Here is a 24,449-nt window from a genome sequence, read left to right as displayed (position 1 = left end):
TTAAATAATTAAAACAATATATTAAAATGTAAATTATTCGAACAATTCACAGAAGAACCTCTAGTATCTCACTTACTAGAGGTTCCACCCACTATACTATTCTTTATCTTTTTCTACTTCTTTTTTCTCATCTTCTACTACTGATACAACCGGTTTATCGTTTGATAATTGTTGTACTGCTCCTTTTCCAGCAAATCCTTCTAATAACTCTTTTAAATCAATACCAGAAGAAGCTTTTAATGTTTCTTGCATCGTTGCCATTAAATCAGTCGCATAACCTGCAACTTTTCCGGCGCCGCTATTTTTACCACCGCCGCCTGTATCGACAACTGTAATTTTATCAATGTTACTAAGTGGGCTTGCAACTTCCTTCGCATAACTTGGAAGCATTTTAAGTACCATATCCATAATTGCCGCTTGGCCATATAACTCAAATGCCTCTGCAATTTTTTGTTTCGCTTCTGCTTCTGCTAAACCTTTTAACCTAATAACATCGGCTTCCGCCGTACCTTGTGCTTTTTGTACTTCCGCTTTCGCTTGACCTTGCGCTTTTTCGATTTCCGCCTTCGCTAAACCTTCCACACGTACTTCTTCCGCACGTGCTCTCGCTTCAGCTTCAATCTTATATTGATCCGCATCTGCCTTTTTAATTTGTTTTACTTTTTCTGCTTCCGCTGATTGCTCAACAGCATAGCGATCTGCATCTGCTTTTTTCTTTACTTCTGCATCGTATTGCTTTTCACGACGCGCAATCTCTTTTTCTTCTAATTCAATTTGTTTCTCACGCTCAATGATTTTAACGCGCATTTGCTCTTCTGTAACACCTTGTTGCGCTTTCGCTTGTTGTAATTCGTAAGAAAGATCCGCATCTGCACGAGCTTGTTCTTGCTCTCTCTTATAAGATTGTACTTTTAATTCTTTATGTTTTTCAGCTTCAGCGATTTGGGCATCACGTTGGTATTCAGCTTCTTTCGCTTCTTTCTCAGCACGAGCTTTTTCAATACGAGCTTCCTTTTCACGCTCTGCATTTGCAATTGTTGCATCACGCTTAACCGTCGCAATTTGTGGCTGACCAAGTGCATCTAAGTAACCGTTCTTATCCATGATTTCTTTAATTGTAAAGGAAACGATGCGAAGACCCATTTTCTTTAAATCTGTAGAAGCTACTTCATGCACTTTTTGAGCAAATTGCTCTCTATTACTATACGCATCTTCTACTGTCATAGAGGATAAAATCGCACGTAAATGACCTTCTAAAACCTCTTTTGCTTCTACCTTTAACTCTTCTGTCTCTTTTCCTAAATATTGCTCAGCTGCTGTAGATACTTCTTCAATTGTAGAACCTACTTTAATAATAGAAACACCATTTACTGTAACTGGAACACCTTGCTTCGTATACGTATCACGTGTACCCACTTCTAACTTGTAATTTAGTAGGCTTAAAGGTTCTGCTCTTTGCATAATTGGCACTACGAATGTACCGCCACCGCGAATAATCTTAATCTTCTTTCCATCATCAGTGGTAACTACATTTTTCCCACCACCAAGCCAGTTCCCTGTAACAATTAACGCTTCATCTGGTCCAACTGTTCGATACTTCGTAATGAATACTAAAATGAGTAGAATTAAAATTGCGAGTAAAACTCCACCAATAATTAATGGAATCGTCATGTAAATTCCCCCTTATAATTTTGGTTTTTTTAAAGAATAAGCGATGTTTTGTACAAGCAAAACACCATCTTGGACTCCCTCGATAATAACTTCAGTTCCTTGTGAAATATCTTTTTTCCCAATTGTTTTAGCTGGAATTGCATTACTTCCAAATTGGGAGGATATTAATACTTCACCAAATCCTTCTGTAGGAATTGTCGTAATGACTTCTCCCTTGCAACCAATGAATTCATCCATACGTTGCACAGTATTTTGTTCAGCCTCTGCAATCGGCTTTAAAATTAATATTTTCATTATGAATACACCAATAAAGGATATAGCAAATGCAGCCACGAAAATAAGAATACTATTAAAGGAAAATAAATATTCTCCTATATAACTAAGTCCACATAACATAGCGAAAAAACTAAGTAATAAAGTAACAACGGATACAGATCCGCCTCCAAAACTAAATATGGATTCAAATATATCCCCAAAAAAGATATAAATCACAGTGAGTATAGTAGCAATAATAAATCCGTATAAATAAATTGTCTCAAGTGGATAACCAAACAAAACCATTTCTTATCCCCCTCTCTTAAACAATCCCTTTTTTGTTATGTGTATGCCCCACCTCTTTCAAAGATTATTGTTCTTAATTTTCAGTTATTTATTCTTTAAAGAAAAGCCTGCAGTACAGGCCTCTAAAAAAGAACAGGAGAAGCCTATTGTGACAGGCTCCTCCTAGAAAATAACCGATATATTATATATCTATATAATATACTATTTTCCACAAAAAGTAAAGTTAAACATACATTGGAAAAGCACTTATTTTACTGATAATTCGTATGTTCCATCGCCATTATCATATTTATATACATACAAGTAATATTTACCTGGTTTTGCATTAAAGTTTGCCTCTATATGATTGCCATTTGCTTGACCGTAAGCAGCATAATTTTGCATATCTGATTCATGGTGAAGTACCCATGTCATCCCGATTCCATACTCATTTAAAACGGAAATATCAATATTTTTCGCTGATGCTACACTAAATGTATAAACATCAGTGTGATCCCCGCCGATAAGGCTACCTTTTATCGTAGTGTTTAGTCCAATACGATTTGCTTCCTCCGGGCGATTATTTGGTTCTGATTCTGTTAAACTTCCATCTTTAACCGTAACCGTTGTTTCGCTTCTACTCTCTTTCCCTTTATCATCTTTTACTATTAACGCTACTTTATATGAACCTTCTCTTTCATATACATGTACTGGATTTACTTCTGCACTTGTGCTTCCGTCTCCAAAGTCCCATAAATAAGAAACGATTTTTCCATCTTCATCTTTTGAGCCGTCGCTTTTAAATTGAATACCTTCTTTTACAAGTCCATTATAAGGGCCATTTATATTAACCGTTGGAGCTTTATTTTCTCCGTCATCTTTTGCGATACCGTGGAAGACTACATCATATTCAAATTCATTTGAGCTATTTACACGATAATTGACGAAATATGCTGTAACAGTTTTGTAGCCACTCCATTCTTTTTGCGCAAGTTGTTCCAAAACTTCATTTACTTTCTTACTCATTGCGTTCCAATCTTCTGACTCACCTTTTGTTACACTACCTGTATACGTACCTTCTAATGTAAATGTATTAAAGAATTGGGAGCTATGTTTTGTCATTTTTGCATCTTTCATCGGCAACGTTTCAGTCATTTCTTTCTCTACTGCTGTTAATGATTTTGGGGCATGTTCAGCTAAATAATCATCTGCTACTGCCGGTACATTATATTTATCTTGATTATCGATTAGCTGCTGCATATACTCTTGATACTCTTTATTTAACTTAGGATCTTTACTTAGATTTTCACGATATGCATCATAATTTTTCACGTCATTCGCACGAATCAAATCTTGAATTTTATCAAATGTTTCAAACTGATGCGTATATAAGTAAGACTGCAATGCGAACGAGTAATTATAGAAATCCCAAGAACCGTATTTAGCAAATAATGTACGCTCTGCTGTATAACGACTTGCAGGATCAGATGATAATCCACTAATGATGCTCTTTCTCGGTACTACATTATTTGTTCGAGTAGACCCTGCGAAAAACTCTGCATTTCCTTCTTGGAACCAAGTTAACCTTTCATTTTGATACATATCTCCTCTTCCGAATAAACCTGGCACTTCATATCTCCCTTGCAGATAATGGGTAAACTCATGGCGGAATAATTCTTCTAAACTATAAATACTTTGTTCTGGCGTGCGTTCATATGTAAAGAATGTTCCTGTTTCTTCAATATAAATTCCACCGTTGTTCGTTTCATATCCATACAGTTGTCTATTTAATTGGTACTCTTCTGGACTGTTATAAATTACGATCGTTAATATATCATCTGCATTGCCCGGCTCTAACGCTTTATCATTCCCAATTACACGATGATACTGCGCTTTTACTTCCTTTGCAGCCCAGTATAGTCTCTTAATTTTTTCTTCCGATACTTTATCTCCTGTTTTAAATACGATAGATCCATCATCAAATGTATACGTTTTTGGTAAGTACTGCTCTTTTCCTTCTTTACGTATTTTCTCTAAATCTACTGTATTCCCGCTATAATCTTTTCCGTTATAATTTGTTGTAATTTGTTCTACTGCGACAAAATACGGCTCACTTAAACGTGGATACATATGCATTGCCTGTGTCACAACTTCTAATCCTTTATTTGGATTGCTATGAAACTTCCCTAAACGACTAGCAAAGTAAATTCCATTATTAACGAGCCACTTATTTTCTGGTGTTACTTCATTTAGAAGAGCAATACGATTTATTTCATTAATAAACCCATCTACTTTTCCATACCACATCGTTTCATTCGCTTCTTTACGAGCCTCAATTAAGTAAGACTGTATATCATAGTCAATCCCTTGCATAATATCGTATACAGCTTGTCCTTTCATACGATCGTCTACATACGTATGAAGATTATCATTATATTGTTTTAAAATATTAGCTGCGTATTGAACCGTTTCAACATCACTTGAAGCGTTACTAATCAATTTTCCGTATGCAGATACGACTGTATCTTGTTCAGCTGTACCAAGCTTAAAGTTTGGATTTTTTGCGATAGATTTTAAAGCAGGTAAACATTTGTCCTGGAAACTTCTTTCATTTAATTCACTTAATTCGTTATTATAAAATGCCAGATAAAAAGCTGAACGTAGCACTTCCGTAAACGTTTGAATTCCTTTTGAATCATCTTTCGTAAATGTACTACCCCGATGAGCTAATTCATCTATAACGACTTGCATTTTCCCTTTATCTTTATAAAAAGCTTTTGCATCTTCATTAAACTGGAATAAGTCTGTAATTTGGTGCCACTTAATACTACCTAACGTTTCGACTAATTCTTGATCATTCATTTTGTTTAAATCAGCCATTGAATAGCTTTCTTTAACTTGCTTTACTGCCGCTTTGTTCGGAATAGATGCTGGTCGTTGTGAAAAGTCTCCTACTTTTAACCGTTCTTGAAACGATAATGTTTCCTCCGCTTTAGAAACGTGTCCAATCTCATCTACTGGCTTTTCAATTCCTACTGGTTTCGAATGCAATACATTATATGGCACCTTTTCTTCTGCTGATGCATGAGTTTGAATTGCCCCCAGCGATAGAGCCATTGTACTAATGCTAAGCATCACTTTATTGATCTTTGATTTCTTGTTCATATCCTTGCCCCCTATTTTAATATTCCATCCAAGAATTTAACATAAAATCTAGATACAACAATATAAAATGCAATATTTCATATTATTTCTCCTTACATTTTGTACATATCGTGAACAATCTCCCTACTATCTAGCCGCCAATAGTTATGAATCTTTAGCGATTAAACAGTCCTTTTACACACATTAAAAATCGAATTTTTTGACAATTAACCCTTTAATTGTTATGATTAATATAATTGTTAACTTTATTAAACAAGGGTGGGATTCTATGATAAAAAAAGAGAACAGTGTATTTTATATCTCCATCTTGCTAACAACATTATTCATCATATGGGGAATTACCCCGGCAAGTTGGATACAAGGCTATGATTTACAAAGCGTTACATCTTCTTTAAACTCATTTATCCTCAATAAATTTGGATGGTTTTACTCTCTACTTATGACTGCAATGATTATTTTAGCTGCTTATTTAGCATTTTCTAAGTACGGTTCTATTCGTCTTGGTAAAGATGGAGAAAAACCAAAGTATAGTTATCCATCTTGGCTATCCATGTTATTTGGGGCAGGAATGGGAATTGGACTCCTCTTTTATGGAATCGCTGAACCGATTTCACACTTTACAGATCCACTAACAGGAAAAGCAGGTACAGAGGAAAGCGCCAAGCTCGCTATGCAATATTCATTTTTCCACTGGGGTCTCTTTCCATGGTCACTATACGCAATGGTTGCTTTAACAATTGCATATTTCACATTCCGCAAACAAAAAGGTAGCACAATTGGGGCTACAGTTACTCCATTATTTAATCGATCGAAAAATTCTCCTATCGGAAAAACAGTCGATATTTTAGCTGTTTTAGCCACAGTATTTGGTATTGTGCCCTCTGTTGGGATTGGTGCTCAACAAATTGCTGGAGGATTAAGCTATTTATTCCCTTCTATTCATAACACTTTACTTACACAGCTCGTACTTATCGCTATCTTCGCTGTTTTATATTTAACAAGTGCACAAACAGGCTTAGATCGTGGGATTAAATATTTGAGTAACTTAAATTTCTCTCTTGCAGGTATATTACTCGTCTCCTTCTTACTTTTAGGACCAACTGTATTTATTATGAAATATTTCACATCTACACTCGGTTCTTATATTGGAGCTTTACCTAGTATGGGATTAAATTTAGGAGCATTTAATGAAAAATCTTCTTCTTGGATAGAAAACTGGACTATTTTCTATTGGGGATGGTGGATCTCTTGGTCTCCATTCGTCGGTACATTCATCGCCCGTATTTCTAAAGGACGCACAATAAAAGAATTTATTTTTGGAGTTGTATTAGTCCCAACTCTCATCTGCACATTTTGGTTTGCAGTATTTGGCGGTACCGCTATCCATATGGAAATGTTCCAATCGCTTGGTATAGCTGATGAAATCGCAAAAAATGGTACAGAGATTGGATTATTTGCTGTTATTTCACATCTACCGTTCTCTACATTTTTAACAATTATCGGGTTAATTTTAGTAGCCACATTTTTCGTTACTTCTGCTGACTCGGCAACATTTGTCGTTTCTATGCAAACAAGTAACGGAAGCTTATCACCAAAAAATAGTTTAAAACTTATATGGGGATTAACAATCGCGATTATTGCAGCTATTTTATTACAAGCTGGAGGATTAAATGCACTGCAAATTGCAGCGATCATCGCAGCACTACCATTTTCTATCGTAGTCGTCCTTATGGTTACTTCACTCTTTAAAGAGCTACGAAAAGAAGATGTTAATTTGCAAACGAAAGAAGTTCCGCAAAAAATAAAAAAGGTTATGTAACGATTGGCACCTCAAATTATTTCTAAATCCATGATAAATGAGGAAAAAAGTAAATTAAAAAACCCCATTCGTATGAAATATAATTTTCATACGAATGGGGTTTTTTACTCTATTATATAGTGTTGTAAACATGCCTTCTCCTCAAAACCTACTTTCTTGTACAACTTCATCGCACGATCATAATTCGTATTCAAACATAGTTCTACCTCTCTCATCCCTTGGAAGGAGAAAATATATTGAATTGAAGCTTGTAATAACCGCTCTCCGACACCTTTTCCATTTATCTCCTTCTAAAAAAGACATCATCATAAGCATATTTCAAAATGAAATCGCCATGATAATGTCTTCTTAAAAACTCATATAATCATATTACATTATAATAAAATAAAACGTTTTTTATTTCTTAAATAATCTCTTTCTAAATACAAACATACTCAATGCTGAAAGAACTAACGCTATGCCTGAAAGTAATATTGAGGTATTCTCTTGTCCACCTGTTGCTCCTAATGATTTCTTACTTTCTTCTTGCTTATTAACAACTGGTTTATTTTCTTTCACAACTTCATTATTCACGTTTTGTTCTTGGACTACTGTGGATTGATTTACTGCGTCTTTTGAACCTTCAATTTCTTTTCCTGTTCCTTTTATCTCAGCTTTCGCCCCTTCAACTCCTGTTGTTGGCTCGTCCACTTCTTCTTTTACCTCTTCAACTTCTTTTATTGGCTCTTTTACTTCCTCTTGCTCTTCTTCAACTTCTTTTATCGTTTCTTTCACTTCTTCTTTTGTTTCTTCAACTTCTTTTTCCGGCTCTTTTACTTCCTCCTGCTCTTCTTCAACTTCTTTTATCGTTTCTTTCACTTCTTCTTTTGTTTCTTCAACTTCTTTTTCCAGCTCTTTTACTTCCTCCTGCTCTTCTTCAACTTCTTTTATCGTTTCTTTCACTTCTTCTTTTGTTTCTTCAACTTCTTTTTCCGGCTCTTTTACTTCTTCTTTCGGTATTAATTTTTCTACTATATTCTGCATGACGATGCCACTATATAATATGCCCGTCTCATAATGATCTGCATCCAAGTCAAATTCATATATTTTTTCTCCTAGAGTACTCCAAATGATTCCCTCATCAGTAAGCATTCCACCTGCACTCTTTAACGTAATCTTTTCAATTCGTTCCCCTTCTAAATCATATACAGGTATTTTCACTTCTTTATTTATTTCTGCATCATCCAAAATGACCTTTTGCCTTCTAACATCAATTGTTCCCCACTGGCCTAATTGTATTAACGGCCTTACATCACGAATCTCATTTTCAGCTAATTTTAAACTAAGTAAGTCTAACATTGATCCAAGAACTGACACATCTTTAATACGATTATCTGTAAGATTTAACCATTGTAAATTTTTTAATGAAGATAATGGAGTAGTATCTTCAATTTGATTATGAGATACATTCAAATTATTCAATTGTTTCATGTTTAAGATGAACTCAATATTTTTCAGACCTACTCCTTCCAAAGTGAGTTTTTCTAAGTTCATCATGTATTCTAAGCCTGTTATATCTTTTATCTCTTTTCCTTTTTCTTTAAGGATCTCTAATTTTTTAATCTGTAATAAATCTTCTTTTGTGATAGGAGCGTTTAAATTCTCTCTACCTAAATTCTCTTTATTAATATGTTGTTGTAAAGTTTTATCGAGAATTACATTTTCCTTTTGTTCATTATCCTCTTTTATTTCATCTAACCTTTCAACAACATTTTGAATTACTGTTCCATTAAACTTAATACGATTTTCTTCTGGCTTTATATCTAATATAAATTCATATGTTTTTTCACCGGTAGTACTCCATTTAACAGAACCATTATTAACTATTCCATCTCCATTCTTTAATTGAATAGTATCGAGTGGCTCGCCTTGTAAATTATAGATAGGTATTTTAACTTCCTTATCTTTTTCTACATCATCTAAAAAGATTTTTTGTCTTTGAACGTCAATGTACGTTCTTTTTCCTAACTCTTGAACCGGTCTAACATCACGAATTTCATTTAACGCTAGCTTTAAATCATATAAACCTGTTAATTGACTAAGTGGTGTTATATCTGAAATATAGTTTTCTTCTAAATTAAGTGATTGTACAGTAGACATTCTTGATAAAGGTTCGATGTTTTCTAATTCATTTTTAGAAAGGTCTAACTCTACTAATTTTTTCATTGGTGTAATATGTTCAATATTAGTAAGTCCATTGTTACTTAAAGATAAACTCTTCACATTCTTCAGTTGCTCAATCCCAGCAAGATTAGCATTACTAATTTGATTATTTGCTACAGTCAAAGTCCTTAAAGATTTCGCTGTAAATAATGGTTTAATATCTTTTATATAATTACTATTTAAATCTAGCAATTTAATCTTCTTCATTTGACTTAGTGGGCTTAAATCTGAAATTTTATTATTTCTCAAGCTTAAACTCTCAATATGTTCTAACTCAGCCAAAGGTCCAATATCTTCAAGTTCGCCATAGGTTATACTTAATGATTTCAATTGCCTCAAATTCGAGATAAATTTTATATTTTCTAACTTAACTTCTTCCAACGTTAAGTTTTCTAAGTTCTTCATATATTCTAGACTGCTTACGTCTTTTATTCCTTTACTTTTAGCTTCAACGACTATTAAAGATTTAACTTTTAATAAATCTTCCTTAGTTATTGGGGTATCTAAATTTTCTCTATTCAAGTTATATTTATTAATATGCTTTTGTAATTGCTTATCTAATATTACATTTCCATTTTCATCTTGTTGATCCACTTTATCCTCTTTATTTTCCTTTTGTGCTTCTGGAACATTATTTTCTAAATTCAATGTATTTACTTCAAACTGTACTTGATACTTATTGTCATAAGCCATTGTCGGAATATAAATATGCATTTGCATATTATACCTTTTTCCTAATTCCCCTACTTCAAACTGAATCACTTTCGTTCCATTTTTCTTTTTATCTTCTGATATTACTTTCACATCATGAAACACACCAGGAGTATGTATATCCTCTGTTTTCAAGTATTGAAAGAAATCACTATCACTTAACGTTGCTGTTACAATTTTCTTTCCGTTCTCAACTGTTAATTTCGGATTTTTTATATAAACAGCTGCCATAGACTCTTCATTTGTTTTATCTTTATACGCTTTAATAACAGCGTCATATGTACCATCTTCTAAACCTTGTCCCGTTTTATTCGCCTCAATTGCTACTGCCGCTAAAGCAGGTGTTGAATAAACAGCAAACGGAAGTGATAACGTCGCCGCTATAATCATTGCATTTATATGTTTTCTTTTATTTCTTTTCAACTTGACATCTCCTCCAAAATATATAAGTTAAAATGTAATCATTTCTCGAATAAATGATAATGATTTTCATTATCAATGTCAACTAAAAAAATAACCCCTCAAAAAGGGGTTATGCCATTTTCTCTCCTGATTCTTCTCTAAAAAAGCTCTTCATCGCATGGAATACATCTGCTTTTTGCTTTAAAATATAATATCTGAAGTTTTCATCTTTAATATTTTTATAGGCTGACATAAGTGTACTGTGGCGATTGTACTGATTCACTTCCCCATACCCAAACATATTACACTTCTTCATTAATTCTTCAACAAGTTTTACACATCTAGCATTATCTGATGTTAAATTATCACCGTCTGAAAAATGGAATGGATAAATATTATAGCGGTCTGGTGAGTATTTATTATCAATTAGCTCGAGTGCTTTTTTGTATACAGAAGAACAAATTGTTCCACCACTTTCTCCTTTTGAGAAAAACTCTTCCTCTGGAACTACTTTTGCCTCCGTATGATGGGCAATAAATTCAATATCTACTGTTTCATACTTTGTGCGTAGAAATCTCGTCATCCAGAAAAAGAAGCTCCGTGCCATATATTTCTCCCATATGCCCATCGATCCACTCGTATCCATCATCGCTAATACAACAGCTTTTGAATCTGGCTTTAATACTTCATTCCAAGTGCGGAACTTTAAATCTTCTTGATGAATTGGATGGAAAGATGCTTTACCACGCATCGCATTTCGTTTATATGCGGATATCATCGTTCTTTTCTTATCAATGTTGCCCCATAATCCCGTTTTTCTAATATCATTAAATTCAACATGTTCAATCCTGTTTTCATCCATTTCTTTTCTCTTTAAATTAGGCAGCTCTAACTCTTTGAAAAATGCTTGCTCTAATTCCAAAATAGAGACTTCAGCTTCATAATAATCTTCCCCAGCCGCATCCCCTGCTCCTTGCCCTTTTCCTGGTCCTTTTTGCTTTTGACCACCTGATCCATCTCTCGCAACGACATCACCAACTTTGCTGTCACCATTTCCTTGCCCAACGTGTTTGTTTTTATCATAATTGTACCTAATCTTATATTCATCTAAAGAACGAATCGGTATTTTTACAACATCCTTACCATTAGACATAACAATGCTTTCTTCTGTTACAAGATCGGGTAAATTATTCTTAATTGCCTCTTGTACTTTCTCTTGATGGCGTTGTTGGTCGTCATATCCTTTGCGATGGAGGGACCAGTTTTCCTGTGAAATCGTATAATTTGGTTGGTTTTCTTCACCCATTTCTTTCCCTCCTTACTGTAATTGTCTTCCTATATGAACAGCAAGCTAGAAATTTTGTTTTATACTGTGCCAGCTAGAATGAAAGGTAACTGCCCATCGAAAATCATCCCATAAACATATATAACGTTTTTCATATAATACTCCGAGCATCCTAAACAAAATTTTGCCACTCACATACTAGAAAAGAATCATTCAGCCTTTGATAAGAAAGAAACACAATGCATAGTTGCACACATTTACACTTTGCAACATATTGTATTGTGTTGGCTTTTTTCGTATGAATGGTTGGTTACTCTATCATATGCATATTGTAAAAATAATTGACAATAAATTCATAAAATTGCATCTTAATTTATTGCATTTGGACAAGGTATGACACTTTACACATATGACTGGATAATAAAACGCTGTCCCGCAAAATACAAGAGACAGCGTTTTGTTATCAAACTATCGGTTTAGCAGACTACCTACATAGCGTAATAATTCATTTGCTGAAGAAGAATTATAGCCGTGCTCATCAATTAAACGTGCAACAACATCATTAATTTTCTTCAGCTGATTTTCGTCTGGTGTTTTCGTTGATGTTGTAATTTTCACTATATCTTTTAAATCAGCAAATAGCTTCTTCTGAATCGCTTCACGAAGACGTTCGTGCGAATTATAGTCGAAGCGTTTTCCTTTACGTGCATAAGCAGAGATGCGAATTAATATTTCTTCCCGGAATGCTTTTTTAGCATTTTCTGAAATTCCAATTTGCTCCTCAATCGAGCGCATTAACTTTTCATCTGGGCTCATTTCTTCACCTGTTAACGGATCACGTAATTTCGACTTATTGCAGTACGCCTCAACGTTGTCTAAGTAATTATCCATAAGTGTCTTAGCGGATTCTTCATACGAATAAACAAACGCTTTTTGTACTTCTTTTTTAGCAATTTCATCATATTCTTTTCTTGCTAATGAAATGAAGTTCATATAGCGCTCTCGGTCTTCATTACTAATCGATGGATGCTGATCCAATCCATCTTTTAAAGATCTAAGCACATCTAGAGCATTAATAGATGGTACCTCTTTTCGAATAATTGTAGAAGAAATGCGGTTAATAACGTAACGAGGATCAATACCTTTCATACCTTCATCTTGATATTCGCGTTGCAACTCCTCTACATCAATCGCATTATAACCTTCTACCGTTTCTCCATCATACAAACGCATCTTTTTAATTAAATCAATATCTGGACGCTTCGGATCTTTTAAACGAGTTAAAATCGTAAACATTGCTGCAACCCGAAGTGTATGCGGTGCAATGTGCACATCGGACACGTCACTTTCACGAATCATTTTTTCATAAATATGTTCTTCTTCACTCACTCGTAAATTATATGGAACTGGCATTACAATAATTCTTGAGTGTAATGCTTCATTTTTCTTATTTGCTATGAAAGAGCGATACTCTGTTTCATTCGTATGCGCTACAATTAATTCATCTGCTGAAATAAGTGCAAATCTTCCCGCTTTAAAATTCCCTTCTTGCGTAAGCGATAATAAATGCCATAAAAACTTCTCGTCGCATTTTAACATCTCTTGGAATTCCATCATCCCACGGTTTGCCTTATTCAATTCTCCATCGAAGCGATACGCTCGTGGATCTGATTCTGAACCATATTCTGCAATTGTAGAAAAGTCCAAGCTACCTGTTAAATCTGCAATATCTTGTGATTTAGGATCAGAAGGGCTAAATGTACCAATACCAGTTCGGCGATCTTCAGAGAAGAAAATACGCTCCACAACTACATCTTCAATTCTCCCACCATATTCTTGCTCTAGGCGCATAACGTTGAGTGGTGATAAATTCCCTTCAATTCTTACTCCATACTCATCAAAGAAATCATCTCGTAAATGATGCGGAATTAAATGAAGTGGATCTTCATGCATTGGGCACCCTTTAATTGCAAAAATTGCTCCTCGATCTGTTCTTGAATATGTTTCTAATCCTCGTTTCAACATCGTAACTAATGTTGATTTACCTCCACTAACAGGACCCATTAATAATAAAATACGTTTTCTAACATCTAATCGTTTTGCAGACGGATGAAAATATTCCTCTACAAGACGTTCTAAAGCATCCTCTAACCCAAATAGCTGATTACTAAAGAAGTTATACTTTCTTCTACCATCAACTTCTTCAATTCCAGCATCTTTTATCATATTGTAAATGCGAGAGTGTGCTGTTTGAGCCACCCATGGTCTTTCCTTCACAAGCTCCAAATACTCCGCAAACGTACCTTCCCATTGTAAGCGTTCTTCTGCTTCTCGATGCTGTTCAATTTTTTTTAGAATATCCATTATAGCTCCTCCCCCATCTCCTTGTTCAATCGGATTATTATAAAAGGTATGCTAGGATGTCCTTAAACATTCTTTAAATCAAAATGAAATATACAGTAGTGTTATAAAATTCTCTCCAAAATTCAAAGAAAATTCTGTATAATATAGGTATTAAAGTTTTTACACCTCTATTCATTTTAAATAAATTCTTTTCTTCCAAGAACATTACATACATTTCGATTCATATTTCAGATTCGTAAACTGAAAAAATAGGAGGGATATTAGTATGAAATTATTATTAATTTTAGGTGTATCACTCACATTTCTTACAGCTATTTTTACATCTGGTTACAATGATAAACCCGGTACACATAAAAAGTGATGTGCTTCTTAGCACATCACTTTTTTTATCGATTATTTATAATACACATTTTCCACATCATATTTTGATAAAGGGCGGCTATAATAATAACCTTGTACAAACTTCACATTCTTTTCCTTCAAAAATTGTATTTGTTCCGCTTTTTCTACCCCTTCTGCAATTACATTCAATTCCAACGTATGAGCTAGATGAATAATTGCAGCCGTAATATTCGTATCGCGTTCATCTACATGTATACCTTCCATAAAAGAACGATCAATTTTCAAAGTATCAATTGGATACGTTTTTAAATAACTCAAAGATGAATACCCTGTACCAAAATCATCTAAATGAATCTTTAAATTTTGTTCTTTTAATTGTAGCAATACTCTTTTCGATATATCTTTATGTATAAGGGCTCCTTCTGTAACCTCTATCGCTAATAAATGAGCTGGTACATTGTACTTATGTAAAGCTCGTGTAATCATCTCTATTAATGTAATAGAGCGAAAATGCCTGGCTGAAATATTAACTGCAATTGGGACAACTTCATATCCTTTATTTAACCATTCGCGTATTTGTCGACACACTTCATTTACTACCCATTCATCAAGCTTAATAATAAATCCTGTTCTTTCTGCTAGCGGAATAAATTGATTGGGAGAGACAAATCCTAATTCTTTATTCTCCCACCTTATTAAAGCCTCCATACTAGCTATTTTTTTCGTTTCAATATTAATTTGCGGCTGATAATATAAGAAGAATTCATTTTTTTCTATAGCACGATGTAATTGGTTTTCTATTATAAATCTTTGTTCACGCTCACAATCTAACCCACTGCAATAAAAATGATAATGCCCTTTTCCTTTTTCTTTTGCTTTTTCCAAAGCAGCATCAACTCTTTGGAATAATATCTTTTCATCTTCTCCATCTGTTGGAGCCATTACAATTCCGATTGAAGCACTTAAATACACGTCCTCTTCTTCGATTACAAAATGTTCACTAATCCTTTTCAGTATGTTTTTGGAAACTCCCTCTACACGTTCTTTCGTTATATTTTCTATTAACATAACAAATTGATCATCGTGTTCTCTAAATAAGTGTATACCGGGTATTTGAAAACTGCTTAAACATTCTGTAACTTTTTGTAACACTTTATCTCCTTCTTTATGACCAAACGTATCATTAATAAGGTGAAATTCATCTAAATCTATAAAGATAAACGCAAAAGCTACCTTCTCATTTAAAAAATCATTTAACTTATTTGTACATGAAATTCTATTCATTAATCCTGTTAGCTGATCATAATAAGCTAAATATTCCGTTCTCATTTCATTTAATATTTGCTTTGTAACATCCCTTGTAACAATATATACTCCAACAATTTCACCATTTACAATAATCGGGATAGTTCTCAAGGAAATATAGAGCTCGTACCCTTCTTTATGAACATATTTCTTTGAAACAATTTGCTTTGCCCTTCCTTGCATGGCTTCTTTAAATATAATTTGAAAATCTTTTTCATATTCTTTATTAATAAATTCAAAAATAAACTTATTATTTAATTCTTCAAATCGGTATCCAAATATTTCATACGTTGCTGGATTTGCATATGTAATTCTTCCTATAGAATCTATAGATATGATGGAGTCATTATTATATTCTAGTAATGACTTAAACAGCATTTGTTTTTCCTCTATCTCCATCTTCTCCTCTATTTGAGCTGTGATATCCCTTGTAATACAAATAATAAACTGACATACTCCTTCTTCATCAAATACAGGATTAAGTGAAGATTCATAATGTAAGTTACCAGTTGGTAAACTAACTACATCACAAAAGGTATGTGCTTTCGCTTCGCTCGCTACTTTTGCATATTGTACTTGCAATATTTCCGCCGTATCTTCCGGTAATACTTCTGCAAAAGTTTTTCCATAACATTCTTCACTTAGCTTCGCATAATCCATACCTAACTTATTTACATAAATATATGTAAATGTTTCATCATCAATAACTTTAACAATAAATACTAAATCTTGAATAGCATGTAATAATCCTCTTCTTATTAAATCCATATCTATCATACTTAAAAAGGTATTTTGATTACTATATTGTTCCTTCATATTTATCTCAACCCGTCTGATCTATTTTTATTCATATATCCCATTTTATATGAATATGTATCCTTTTTTAAATGTATGATTACATATTATTTTTATTTTTAGAAAAAAAGTCGCCATATGGCGACTTTTAATAAACAATTTCTAAATCTAATCCTGGATAATTTTGTTGACGGAATGCTTCATAAATTAAAATAGCTGCTGTGTTAGATAAATTTAATGAACGCACTTTATCAGTCATTGGAATACGTAAACAATGATCGAAATTTTCTTCGATTACATTAGCTGGTAAGCCGTTCGTTTCTCTTCCAAATACAAAATAGTAATCCTTCTCACGTTTGCTATAATCAAACGCTGTATGAGCTTTCTCGCCATACTTTGTTAAATAGAAGAATTCACCGTCTTTATTTTTCTCATAAAACTCTTCAATTGAATCATAATACGTAATTTTCACGTGCTGCCAATAATCTAATCCTGCACGCTTTAACATTTTATCATCCGTTGAAAATCCAAGCGGTCTAATCAAATGTAATTCTGTTCCAGTTGCTGCACAAGTACGAGCAATATTCCCTGTATTTGCTGGAATTTCTGGTTGATATAAAACAACATGTACTCCCACGCGATATTCACCTCTGTTTTTTGTCTACTACGTATTATACCACTTGAGCGAAAAATCTCTACCCATTAATAATATGAAAGAATTTATATTTCATTTGTGGTGTATATTTACTAGAATCTTCATAGTTCCAATAACGCCGACGGCTATTCGCTGAATGTGCATTTACAAGTGGCATACCATCTGCGTCTTTTGCTACTACAATCGTCGTATGGTTCCACCTACCATCATCCTCGAAATCATAAGCGATGACATCACCAAGAATAAGGTCCTCTGGCCTTTCTACAGCTTCAGCTCGAAGTCCTGATGTAGCACCTGACAAATACCAATAAAAAGAGTGTGCAACAGCCCAGCTCCAACTCCACTGATTCTCCCTTTGCCACCATCCTTTACGAATATTAGGATATCCATTCATTGGTACTTCTCCAGTATGAAGACATTGAGAAATAAAATTCGTACAATTATCAGGGAAATTACGATATGCAGGGTTTCGATCATCCCACCAACGCTCTGCATATTTAACTGCCTCTAAACGGTTGTACTGATAGGAACCGTACTTCTCTTTTGTAACTTCCCTTTCTAATGTCTCACTCATTCCAACTGCTTCTGGCACTTCAATAGCATAATCACTTATTATCCGGCTATTATTTAAACAAACTCTTCGTTTTAATTGTTCCTCTTCAATATAAAATAATTCTTTATGCTTAATTAAATATTTAAAATGTATTTGATAATCAATTTCTTGATGATTGCTATTATTTAATTGCCTCATAAAAGAAACATCCGCAGTTGCTTTTACTATCTCTGCATTACGCTTTTGAAATAATTGTTTCTTTCTCTTTGCTATTTGTAATAAATCTTCAGCAATACCATCTACATTTGTTCGTTTCTCTGTTATATATGCTAAAAAGTGTTGGACTTGCTTTTCAATATTTATTTTTACAACCATTTCGTCTCCCTCCCATATTACAATATGAAAAAGGGAGATATTATCTACTCTTTTTTCTGCGCTAACAGTTCAAGTCCGCGATTCATTTCATGAAGAACCTCTTCGTCTTTCTCACGTTGCATCGCTTTTTCAATAGCTTCGCCCACGCCGTCTCCACCAATTTTTCCAAGCGCCCACGCTGCCGTCCCGCGAAGCACTGGTCTTGGATCATCTTTCATAACACCTATTAAATCTGGAATTGCTGATGCTTCTTTAAAATGTGCAAGTGCCAAAATTGCATTTCGTTGCAACGGTTTTTTACCTCTCCATGAACCAGACATAATTCCATATTTCTCTTTAAAATCACGATTGCTAATTGTTAAAAGCGGTGTTAATAACGGTTTAACTAACTCAGGATCTGGTTCCATCTCAGGGTGATTATGAAAATCCATTCCTTTATTTTTCGGACAAACTGTCTGACACGTATCACATCCATAAATACGATTACCTATTTTGTCGCGATACTCTTCTGGTAGGAATCCTTTCGTCTGTGTTAAAAATGCTATACACTTCTTCGAATCTAACTGTCCTCCTTGTATTAAAGCACCTGTAGGACAAATATCAATACACTTTGTACAGCTCCCGCATTGATCTTCTATCGGCTGATCTGGTGGGAATGGAACGTTTGTAATCATTTCTCCTAAATATACATACGAACCAAATTCAGGTGTAATAATAGAGCAGTTCTTACCGCTCCATCCAATACCAGCACGCTCTGAAACAGCTCGATCACTTAATTCACCCGTATCAACCATTGACTTAACTTCTATATCGGGAAGTTTTTCGATTAAATATGCTTCTAATTTCTGCAAACGATCTCGTAAAACGAGATGATAATCTTGTCCCCAAGAAGCACGACAAAAAATCCCGCGGCGTTCTCCACGCTTACTTAATGGTGCATTTTTTAATTTTGAAGGATACGCTAATGCAATCGCAATAATTGATTTTGCACCAGGTAATAGAAGCTGTGGGTTCGTTCTCTTTTCTATATCAGGCTCTTCAAATCCAGATTGATAATTTAATTGTTGCTGCTGGATTAACCGCTGCTTTAATTCTTCAAATGGTGAAGCACTAGCAAAGCCTATTTTATCTATACCAATCGTTTTACTATACGCAATAACATCTTGCTTTAATTGTTCAAAATCCATTCCTAATCGCCTCCTCAGATGAATCCATCCTTTATGTAACGATCTATTAGTTAGCAATTCACTTTCGGAATACTATTCTTTACTTCTATTTTCGCATACAATTACGTTTTCCAAACATTAAAAAACGCAATGCCTCGTTTATCTCGGAAACGAAACACTGCGTTGATCACAATTTATAGAAAAACATTTAATAAAATTTGGAGCGGGTGAAGAGAATCGAACTCTCGACCAGAGCTTGGAAGGCTCTTGTTTTACCACTAAACTACACCCGCAAATATGAAATACATATAAGATATTAGAATAACTTATGTAAAGTAGTATAGCATGTACAAAAAGCGGAAGCAAGAATTTTATCGAAAAAAGTCGAAAAAGTGATGAGTAGCTCATCACTTTTTCAATTCTTTATCAATCGCCTTCTTCATACTATCGAAATCAGGGTTTGCAAGATTTCCGTTTATATATACTGAAGGAGCACCTTGAACTTTTAATTTTTGAGCACGATCTGAATCTTTACGTACTTTTTCTTTTATTTCTTTACTGTGTAAATCTTTCTTAAATTGATCTACATCAACTTTCGGAAGCTTCTCTTTCACAATGTTAAGAAGTAATTCTTCTGTAATCCATTCTTCCGTATCTTTCTTTTGACTTTGATAAATCTCATCATAGAAAGTCCAGAATGAATCTTTATCTTGTTTATAAATTGCTTCACCAGCTGCTGCACCTAAATCAGAGTCTTTCCCAATAAACGGAAAATTAATAAAGTATAACTGCACTTTACCTTTATCAATATACTCTTCTTTTAATCGTGGCAATACTGTTACATCCCAAGTACGACAAGCGGGACATTTGAAGTCTCCAAATTCAACTACCTTAACCGGAGCATCATCTTTCCCTAAAGATTGTTGTGTGGAATAAGCAAACATCTCATTCCCTTTATCTTTTTTGTCATTTATGATGCTATACGCAATCGTTCCGATCACAATCAATACTGCAATGGAAAAAACTATACCAAGAGCCATGAGTTTGTTCGATGATTTCATATACATTCCTCTTTAATTTCATATTCTGTATACAGCATTGTACACAATACACATAATATCAACACTTATATACGTCACGCAATGAACACGCTCACATAAATTACAAAAACACAATAATTGTGACGATATTGTGTCACGATTTGTCACAATTTATTCAAAAAAAGAAGCTCCTATGTAGGAACTTCCATTAGCTTACTGCTTTTTCACGAGCACTATTTAACATCGACTGCTCTGTTTTTATATCATGACGAATGACTAACTTCTCACTAACTGCTTGCACATACTCATCATGATTGATATAGCCTTCTTTCTCCATCAATCTCAAAACGACATTTCGTCTCTCTACGGCCTTATCATAATTTTGTGCCGGTGAGTAATAAGCAGGTGCCTTTACTACAGCAGCCATCATTGCACTTTCAGCCAATGTTAATTGGCTCACCTTTTTACCGAAGTATAGGTTTGCTGCTTTTTCAATTCCCCATGCTCCTTCTCCGTAATAAATATTGCTTACATACAATTTTAAAATTTCATCCTTCGTAAATGTACGTTCAATTTTTTTCGTATAGAAAATCTCTTTCCACTTACGAGAAAATGTACGTTCATTCGTTAAAAAAGCATTTTTAGATAACTGCTGTGTAATTGTGCTTCCGCCTTGCACAACACCACCAGCTTTTATATTTTCAACAGACGCTCTGACAATCGCTATATAATCTAAACCGTTATGATGATAAAACCTTTTATCTTCTGTCGCAATAAATGCATGTGTCAATGATTCTGGTACCTCTAACTTAGCCGGTACATGTAATTTACTAATATCACTTTTCTCAATCATTACATTTCCAATGAATAATAACGTAAAACTTAACAATAATAATAAAATAATGGCTTTATAAAAAAACTTAGTCATTGGATTTAATGCAACTTTTTGATGATAATTCACCCTAGATAATACTCGTTCTTTCATCTTAAACACCTCTTTTCCACATAGCGTATAACTCTTACTTTAAGAATACCTTGTTGTAAAAAAATATCCCATCGATTTCTCTTACACGTACCTTACATCATTGTAAGGTATAAATTGAAACTTTCATCAGACCCCCACCAATCTGGCTGCCCGGCAAATAGCGGGATAAAAAAGTATTGTATCACAGTCCTTTTTTATCTACTATTCATCTAAAATATTGAATATAGATTATGCTAAATCAATAGCAGATTAGATCTTAAGGCTATTATACTTTCTCTATTAAAGCGCCCTATTTTCATTATATCATCTACCAATATATATACTTTTGAGTATCTAGTAATCTAAATGTACATAATATATCATATATTATACAGAACAAACGTTCTTTAAATCAATACTAACACTATTATTATTTTGACCTTTTTCTTAAACAGTATACAAAAAAGAGTAGTGATTTGACTGTATCTCAAATCGGCTACTCTTTTCTTTACAATCTTCCTATTAAGTTATACGGCTGCACTTCCCACGTTTCATACGGAATGAAATGGGTTGCTCTCATCGCATCAAGTGTTCTGGATTTCATATGAGGACGCGTTATATACTCATTTATGTTCTCTTCGTTTAAAGCAACAAATTTAGCCTCTTGTATTTCTTCATGTTGAATTTTTATTTCACCGCTTACATATGCTACTTTAAAAACGACAGCTAAAATGTTCATGGAAGCATTATAATAAACTCCTGTAACTCCAAGCGGCTTCACAGTTAAACCCGTCTCCTCAAGCATTTCCCTACAAACAGCTTGATCGAGTGCTTCCCCTTCTTCTACCTGTCCTCCTGGTAACTCCCACGTATCAGCTCGCCAGTGTACCTTTGCTAATAACACTTCATCTTTTTCATTTGTTAAATAGCCTGCTACAGCAACGATATGTTTTGGTGTTTTTTGTTCCATGTTAAGCCTCCTAGCAATAATGAATATTTCATATATCCCTATAAGCATATTCCCTGTTTACAATAAAATACCTTTATTAAAAAAGCCCCTATTCGTTAAACGAACAGGGGCTTTTATCGTATTATTCTCCTAAGTCTACGTTGTGATAAACTTGTTGTACATCTTCTAAATCTTCTAATGCATCAACCATTTTTTCAAATTGTGCTTGTGCATCTTCAGGAAGTGTTACATCGTTTTGTGCAAGCATTGTTAATTCGGCAACTGTAAATTCTTCAACACCCGCATCTTTAAGAGCAGATTGTACTGCATGGAATTGATCTGGTTCAGCATACACGATAACAGCATCTTCTTCTTCAAGTATGTCACGTGCATCCACATCTGCTTCCATTAAAATCTCAAGAACTTCATCTGATGTTTTCCCTTCAAGGCCGATAACAGCTGTTGCATCAAACATGTAAGCTACAGAACCGTTTACACCCATGTTACCACCGTTTTTGCTAAATGCAGCTCGTACATCTGCTGCAGTACGGTTTACGTTGTTTGTAAGTGTATCTACAATTACCATAGCTCCATTTGGTCCGAATCCTTCATAACGAAGCTCGTCATAATTTTCTTCTGAACCACCTTTTGCTTTTTCAACTGCACGATCGATAATTGTTCTTGGAACATTGTATGTTTTCGCACGTTCTAATACAACTCTAAGCGCTTGGTTTGATTCCGGATCTGGCTCGCCTTGTTTTGCCGCTACATAAATTTCACGTCCAAATTTCGCGTATATACGGCTAGTATTTGCATCTTTTGATGCTTTTTTATCTTTAATATTATTCCATTTACGACCCATACTTTCCACTCTCTTTCCCGTTTTAAATCTACATAAAAATATTAATATGAAATATCATGTGTGTTCAACACATTTTTAAAAGAAATATAAAAAGTTCATTTTTGATTCATATTACAGACATAATATAAATCACTATCATTTTGTTCTTTCGACAAGTTATATTATACATGAATTCCTACGTTTATTACGAATTTTAGAAGCACATAACATAATTTAGCAAAAAAATCCTACCATTTCACCAACACACTATTTATGCTTATTTTGTAGTGTGATGAAAATATAAAAAGACTCTACACATTTGGTGTAGAGTCTTTTTATTACGCCGTTCGTGATACCGATGGTCGGGGTCGAACCGACACTCCCGAAGGAACACGATTTTGAGTCGTGCGCGTCTGCCAATTCCGCCACATCGGCACAAAAGAAAAGGCGGCAACCGGATTTGAACCGGTGATAAAGGTTTTGCAGACCTCTGCCTTACCACTTGGCTATGCCGCCATATAAAATTTTACTGGAGCGGAAGACGGGATTCGAACCCGCGACCCCAACCTTGGCAAGGTTGTATTCTACCACTGAACTACTTCCGCAAAAATGGCTGGGCTAGCTGGATTCGAACCAGCGCATGACGGAGTCAAAGTCCGTTGCCTTACCGCTTGGCTATAGCCCATCGAATTCTTACTTAATTATATGTAAGTATCCATTAGATTATTTATAATTTTTAAAATAAAAATGGGGCGACTGATGGGAATCGAACCCACGAATGCCGGAGCCACAATCCGGTGCGTTAACCACTTCGCCACAACCGCCATGTTGTGTAAATATATTTGGCAGGGGCAGTAGGAATCGAACCCACACTGGAGGTTTTGGAGACCTCAGTTCTACCTTTAAACTATGCCCCTATGTAAATGGTGGAGGGGGGCAGATTCGAACTGCCGAACCCGAAGGAGCGGATTTACAGTCCGCCGCGTTTAGCCACTTCGCTACCCCTCCGAAACTTACATGGTGCCGGCTAGAGGACTTGAACCCCCAACCTACTGATTACAAGTCAGTTGCTCTACCAATTGAGCTAAGCCGGCGTATTTTATTAAAGTAAATGGTGGCTCGGGACGGAATCGAACCGCCGACACGAGGATTTTCAGTCCTCTGCTCTACCGACTGAGCTACCGAGCCTTATTAAAATGGCGGTCCCGACCGGGGTCGAACCGGCGATCTCCTGCGTGACAGGCAGGCATGTTAACCACTACACCACGGGACCATTTGGTTGCGGGGACAGGATTTGAACCTGCG

At 34.7% G+C, this 24,449-nt stretch carries 15 protein-coding genes, 11 tRNA genes and 1 pseudogene; 1 reads left to right on the top strand and 26 read right to left on the bottom strand.

All coding sequences use genetic code 11. The features are described from left to right. Nucleotides 1-96 precede the first annotated feature (96 nt). The 3 genes from ACTFR9_RS21635 to colA all read right to left on the bottom strand — a co-directional run bounded on the left by ACTFR9_RS21635 (nt 97) and on the right by colA (nt 5,376). Complete coding sequence (locus ACTFR9_RS21635) at nt 97-1,671, bottom strand: flotillin family protein (protein ID WP_000155014.1); 1,575 nt, start codon at nt 1,669-1,671, stop codon at nt 97-99. A gap of 12 nt (nt 1,672-1,683) precedes the next feature. Then, entirely contained in the window at nt 1,684-2,232 is a 549-nt protein-coding gene (locus ACTFR9_RS21630) for an NfeD family protein (protein WP_000242441.1), read from the bottom strand. A 246-nt stretch (nt 2,233-2,478) separates the two neighbouring features. Further along, on the bottom strand, nt 2,479-5,376 hold the full coding sequence (gene colA / locus ACTFR9_RS21625) for a collagenase ColA (RefSeq protein WP_073536203.1): 2,898 nt from the start codon (nt 5,374-5,376) through the stop codon (nt 2,479-2,481). 268 nt (nt 5,377-5,644) lie between these two features. Here colA and opuD point away from each other — a divergent pair, with 268 nt between their 5' ends. After that, nucleotides 5,645-7,195 (top strand): glycine betaine transporter OpuD, encoded by a 1,551-nt coding sequence (opuD, locus tag ACTFR9_RS21620; RefSeq protein ID WP_000591587.1) that lies wholly within the window; start codon nt 5,645-5,647, stop codon nt 7,193-7,195. A 104-nt stretch (nt 7,196-7,299) separates the two neighbouring features. On the opposite strand, the pseudogene ACTFR9_RS21615 reads toward opuD, so the two are convergent. From ACTFR9_RS21615 to ACTFR9_RS21505, 23 genes and pseudogenes are all read right to left on the bottom strand, one after another. Next, a pseudogene (locus ACTFR9_RS21615) lies at nt 7,300-7,470 on the bottom strand (GNAT family N-acetyltransferase); the annotation flags it as partial. Between the two features lie 121 nt (nt 7,471-7,591). Then, nucleotides 7,592-10,531 carry an NEAT domain-containing protein gene (locus tag ACTFR9_RS21610; RefSeq protein WP_270721644.1) on the bottom strand — a complete coding sequence of 980 codons (2,940 nt, stop codon included), beginning with the start codon at nt 10,529-10,531 and terminating at the stop codon, nt 7,592-7,594. Between the two features lie 109 nt (nt 10,532-10,640). After that, the gene (gene yhbH, locus ACTFR9_RS21605; protein WP_000503513.1) at nt 10,641-11,816 is read right to left on the bottom strand and encodes a sporulation protein YhbH; all 1,176 of its coding nucleotides are present in this window, start codon (nt 11,814-11,816) and stop codon (nt 10,641-10,643) included. A gap of 447 nt (nt 11,817-12,263) precedes the next feature. Further along, entirely contained in the window at nt 12,264-14,159 is a 1,896-nt protein-coding gene (locus tag ACTFR9_RS21600; RefSeq protein ID WP_000353279.1) for a PrkA family serine protein kinase, read from the bottom strand. A 393-nt stretch (nt 14,160-14,552) separates the two neighbouring features. After that, a complete protein-coding gene (locus ACTFR9_RS21595) occupies nt 14,553-16,622 on the bottom strand; it encodes a sensor domain-containing protein (RefSeq protein ID WP_000664307.1) in 2,070 nt (689 codons plus the stop codon). A 127-nt stretch (nt 16,623-16,749) separates the two neighbouring features. Continuing rightward, on the bottom strand, nt 16,750-17,238 hold the full coding sequence (gene trmL / locus ACTFR9_RS21590; RefSeq protein ID WP_000538147.1) for a tRNA (uridine(34)/cytosine(34)/5-carboxymethylaminomethyluridine(34)-2'-O)-methyltransferase TrmL: 489 nt from the start codon (nt 17,236-17,238) through the stop codon (nt 16,750-16,752). Nucleotides 17,239-17,296: 58 nt separating this feature from the next. Continuing rightward, nucleotides 17,297-18,184, bottom strand: coding sequence for an amidase domain-containing protein (locus ACTFR9_RS21585; protein ID WP_000260542.1), 888 nt, complete (start codon nt 18,182-18,184; stop codon nt 17,297-17,299). 44 nt (nt 18,185-18,228) lie between these two features. After that, nucleotides 18,229-19,371 carry a tRNA epoxyqueuosine(34) reductase QueG gene (gene queG / locus ACTFR9_RS21580; RefSeq protein ID WP_000345218.1) on the bottom strand — a complete coding sequence of 381 codons (1,143 nt, stop codon included), beginning with the start codon at nt 19,369-19,371 and terminating at the stop codon, nt 18,229-18,231. Nucleotides 19,372-19,569: 198 nt separating this feature from the next. Further along, nucleotides 19,570-19,643 (bottom strand) — tRNA-Gly (locus ACTFR9_RS21575). A 114-nt stretch (nt 19,644-19,757) separates the two neighbouring features. Next, entirely contained in the window at nt 19,758-20,411 is a 654-nt protein-coding gene (locus ACTFR9_RS21570; RefSeq protein ID WP_000842720.1) for a DsbA family protein, read from the bottom strand. A 187-nt stretch (nt 20,412-20,598) separates the two neighbouring features. Continuing rightward, complete coding sequence (locus ACTFR9_RS21565) at nt 20,599-21,375, bottom strand: transglycosylase domain-containing protein (RefSeq protein WP_000664704.1); 777 nt, start codon at nt 21,373-21,375, stop codon at nt 20,599-20,601. Nucleotides 21,376-21,862: 487 nt separating this feature from the next. Further along, on the bottom strand, nt 21,863-22,324 hold the full coding sequence (locus ACTFR9_RS21560) for an NUDIX hydrolase (RefSeq protein WP_000436092.1): 462 nt from the start codon (nt 22,322-22,324) through the stop codon (nt 21,863-21,865). Between the two features lie 121 nt (nt 22,325-22,445). Continuing rightward, the gene (locus tag ACTFR9_RS21555; RefSeq protein WP_000532946.1) at nt 22,446-23,165 is read right to left on the bottom strand and encodes a YebC/PmpR family DNA-binding transcriptional regulator; all 720 of its coding nucleotides are present in this window, start codon (nt 23,163-23,165) and stop codon (nt 22,446-22,448) included. A gap of 332 nt (nt 23,166-23,497) precedes the next feature. Then, nucleotides 23,498-23,579: transfer RNA gene (locus ACTFR9_RS21550), tRNA-Leu, on the bottom strand. A 10-nt stretch (nt 23,580-23,589) separates the two neighbouring features. After that, nucleotides 23,590-23,660 (bottom strand) — tRNA-Cys (locus ACTFR9_RS21545). 14 nt (nt 23,661-23,674) lie between these two features. After that, nucleotides 23,675-23,749: transfer RNA gene (locus ACTFR9_RS21540), tRNA-Gly, on the bottom strand. 5 nt (nt 23,750-23,754) lie between these two features. Continuing rightward, nucleotides 23,755-23,829: transfer RNA gene (locus tag ACTFR9_RS21535), tRNA-Gln, on the bottom strand. Between the two features lie 63 nt (nt 23,830-23,892). Beyond that, a tRNA-His gene (locus ACTFR9_RS21530) sits at nt 23,893-23,968 on the bottom strand. Nucleotides 23,969-23,987: 19 nt separating this feature from the next. Beyond that, nucleotides 23,988-24,061, bottom strand: a tRNA-Trp gene (locus ACTFR9_RS21525). Nucleotides 24,062-24,068: 7 nt separating this feature from the next. Next, nucleotides 24,069-24,152 (bottom strand) — tRNA-Tyr (locus ACTFR9_RS21520). A gap of 10 nt (nt 24,153-24,162) precedes the next feature. Then, nucleotides 24,163-24,238: transfer RNA gene (locus tag ACTFR9_RS21515), tRNA-Thr, on the bottom strand. 18 nt (nt 24,239-24,256) lie between these two features. Continuing rightward, a tRNA-Phe gene (locus tag ACTFR9_RS21510) sits at nt 24,257-24,332 on the bottom strand. A gap of 9 nt (nt 24,333-24,341) precedes the next feature. Beyond that, nucleotides 24,342-24,417, bottom strand: a tRNA-Asp gene (locus ACTFR9_RS21505). Nucleotides 24,418-24,449 lie beyond the last annotated feature (32 nt).

The organism is Bacillus cereus group sp. MYBK222-1 (assembly GCF_051916425.1).
GTDB classification, from domain to species: Bacteria; Bacillota; Bacilli; order Bacillales; family Bacillaceae_G; genus Bacillus_A; species Bacillus_A paranthracis.
This window is presented reverse-complemented; position numbering and strand designations above follow the sequence as displayed.

Coding starts and splice junctions, on each gene's coding strand:
- ACTFR9_RS21635 (WP_000155014.1), bottom strand. CDS start 1,671: ATGACGATTCCATTAATTATTGGTGGAGTTTTACTCGCAATTTTAATT.
- ACTFR9_RS21630 (WP_000242441.1), bottom strand. CDS start 2,232: ATGGTTTTGTTTGGTTATCCACTTGAGACAATTTATTTATACGGATTT.
- colA (WP_073536203.1), bottom strand. CDS start 5,376: ATGAACAAGAAATCAAAGATCAATAAAGTGATGCTTAGCATTAGTACA.
- opuD (WP_000591587.1), top strand. CDS start 5,645: ATGATAAAAAAAGAGAACAGTGTATTTTATATCTCCATCTTGCTAACA.
- yhbH (WP_000503513.1), bottom strand. CDS start 11,816: ATGGGTGAAGAAAACCAACCAAATTATACGATTTCACAGGAAAACTGG.
- ACTFR9_RS21600 (WP_000353279.1), bottom strand. CDS start 14,159: ATGGATATTCTAAAAAAAATTGAACAGCATCGAGAAGCAGAAGAACGC.
- ACTFR9_RS21595 (WP_000664307.1), bottom strand. CDS start 16,622: ATGAAGGAACAATATAGTAATCAAAATACCTTTTTAAGTATGATAGAT.
- ACTFR9_RS21585 (WP_000260542.1), bottom strand. CDS start 18,184: ATGGTTGTAAAAATAAATATTGAAAAGCAAGTCCAACACTTTTTAGCA.
- queG (WP_000345218.1), bottom strand. CDS start 19,371: ATGGATTTTGAACAATTAAAGCAAGATGTTATTGCGTATAGTAAAACG.
- ACTFR9_RS21570 (WP_000842720.1), bottom strand. CDS start 20,411: ATGAAATCATCGAACAAACTCATGGCTCTTGGTATAGTTTTTTCCATT.
- ACTFR9_RS21565 (WP_000664704.1), bottom strand. CDS start 21,375: ATGAAAGAACGAGTATTATCTAGGGTGAATTATCATCAAAAAGTTGCA.
- ACTFR9_RS21560 (WP_000436092.1), bottom strand. CDS start 22,324: ATGGAACAAAAAACACCAAAACATATCGTTGCTGTAGCAGGCTATTTA.
- ACTFR9_RS21555 (WP_000532946.1), bottom strand. CDS start 23,165: ATGGGTCGTAAATGGAATAATATTAAAGATAAAAAAGCATCAAAAGAT.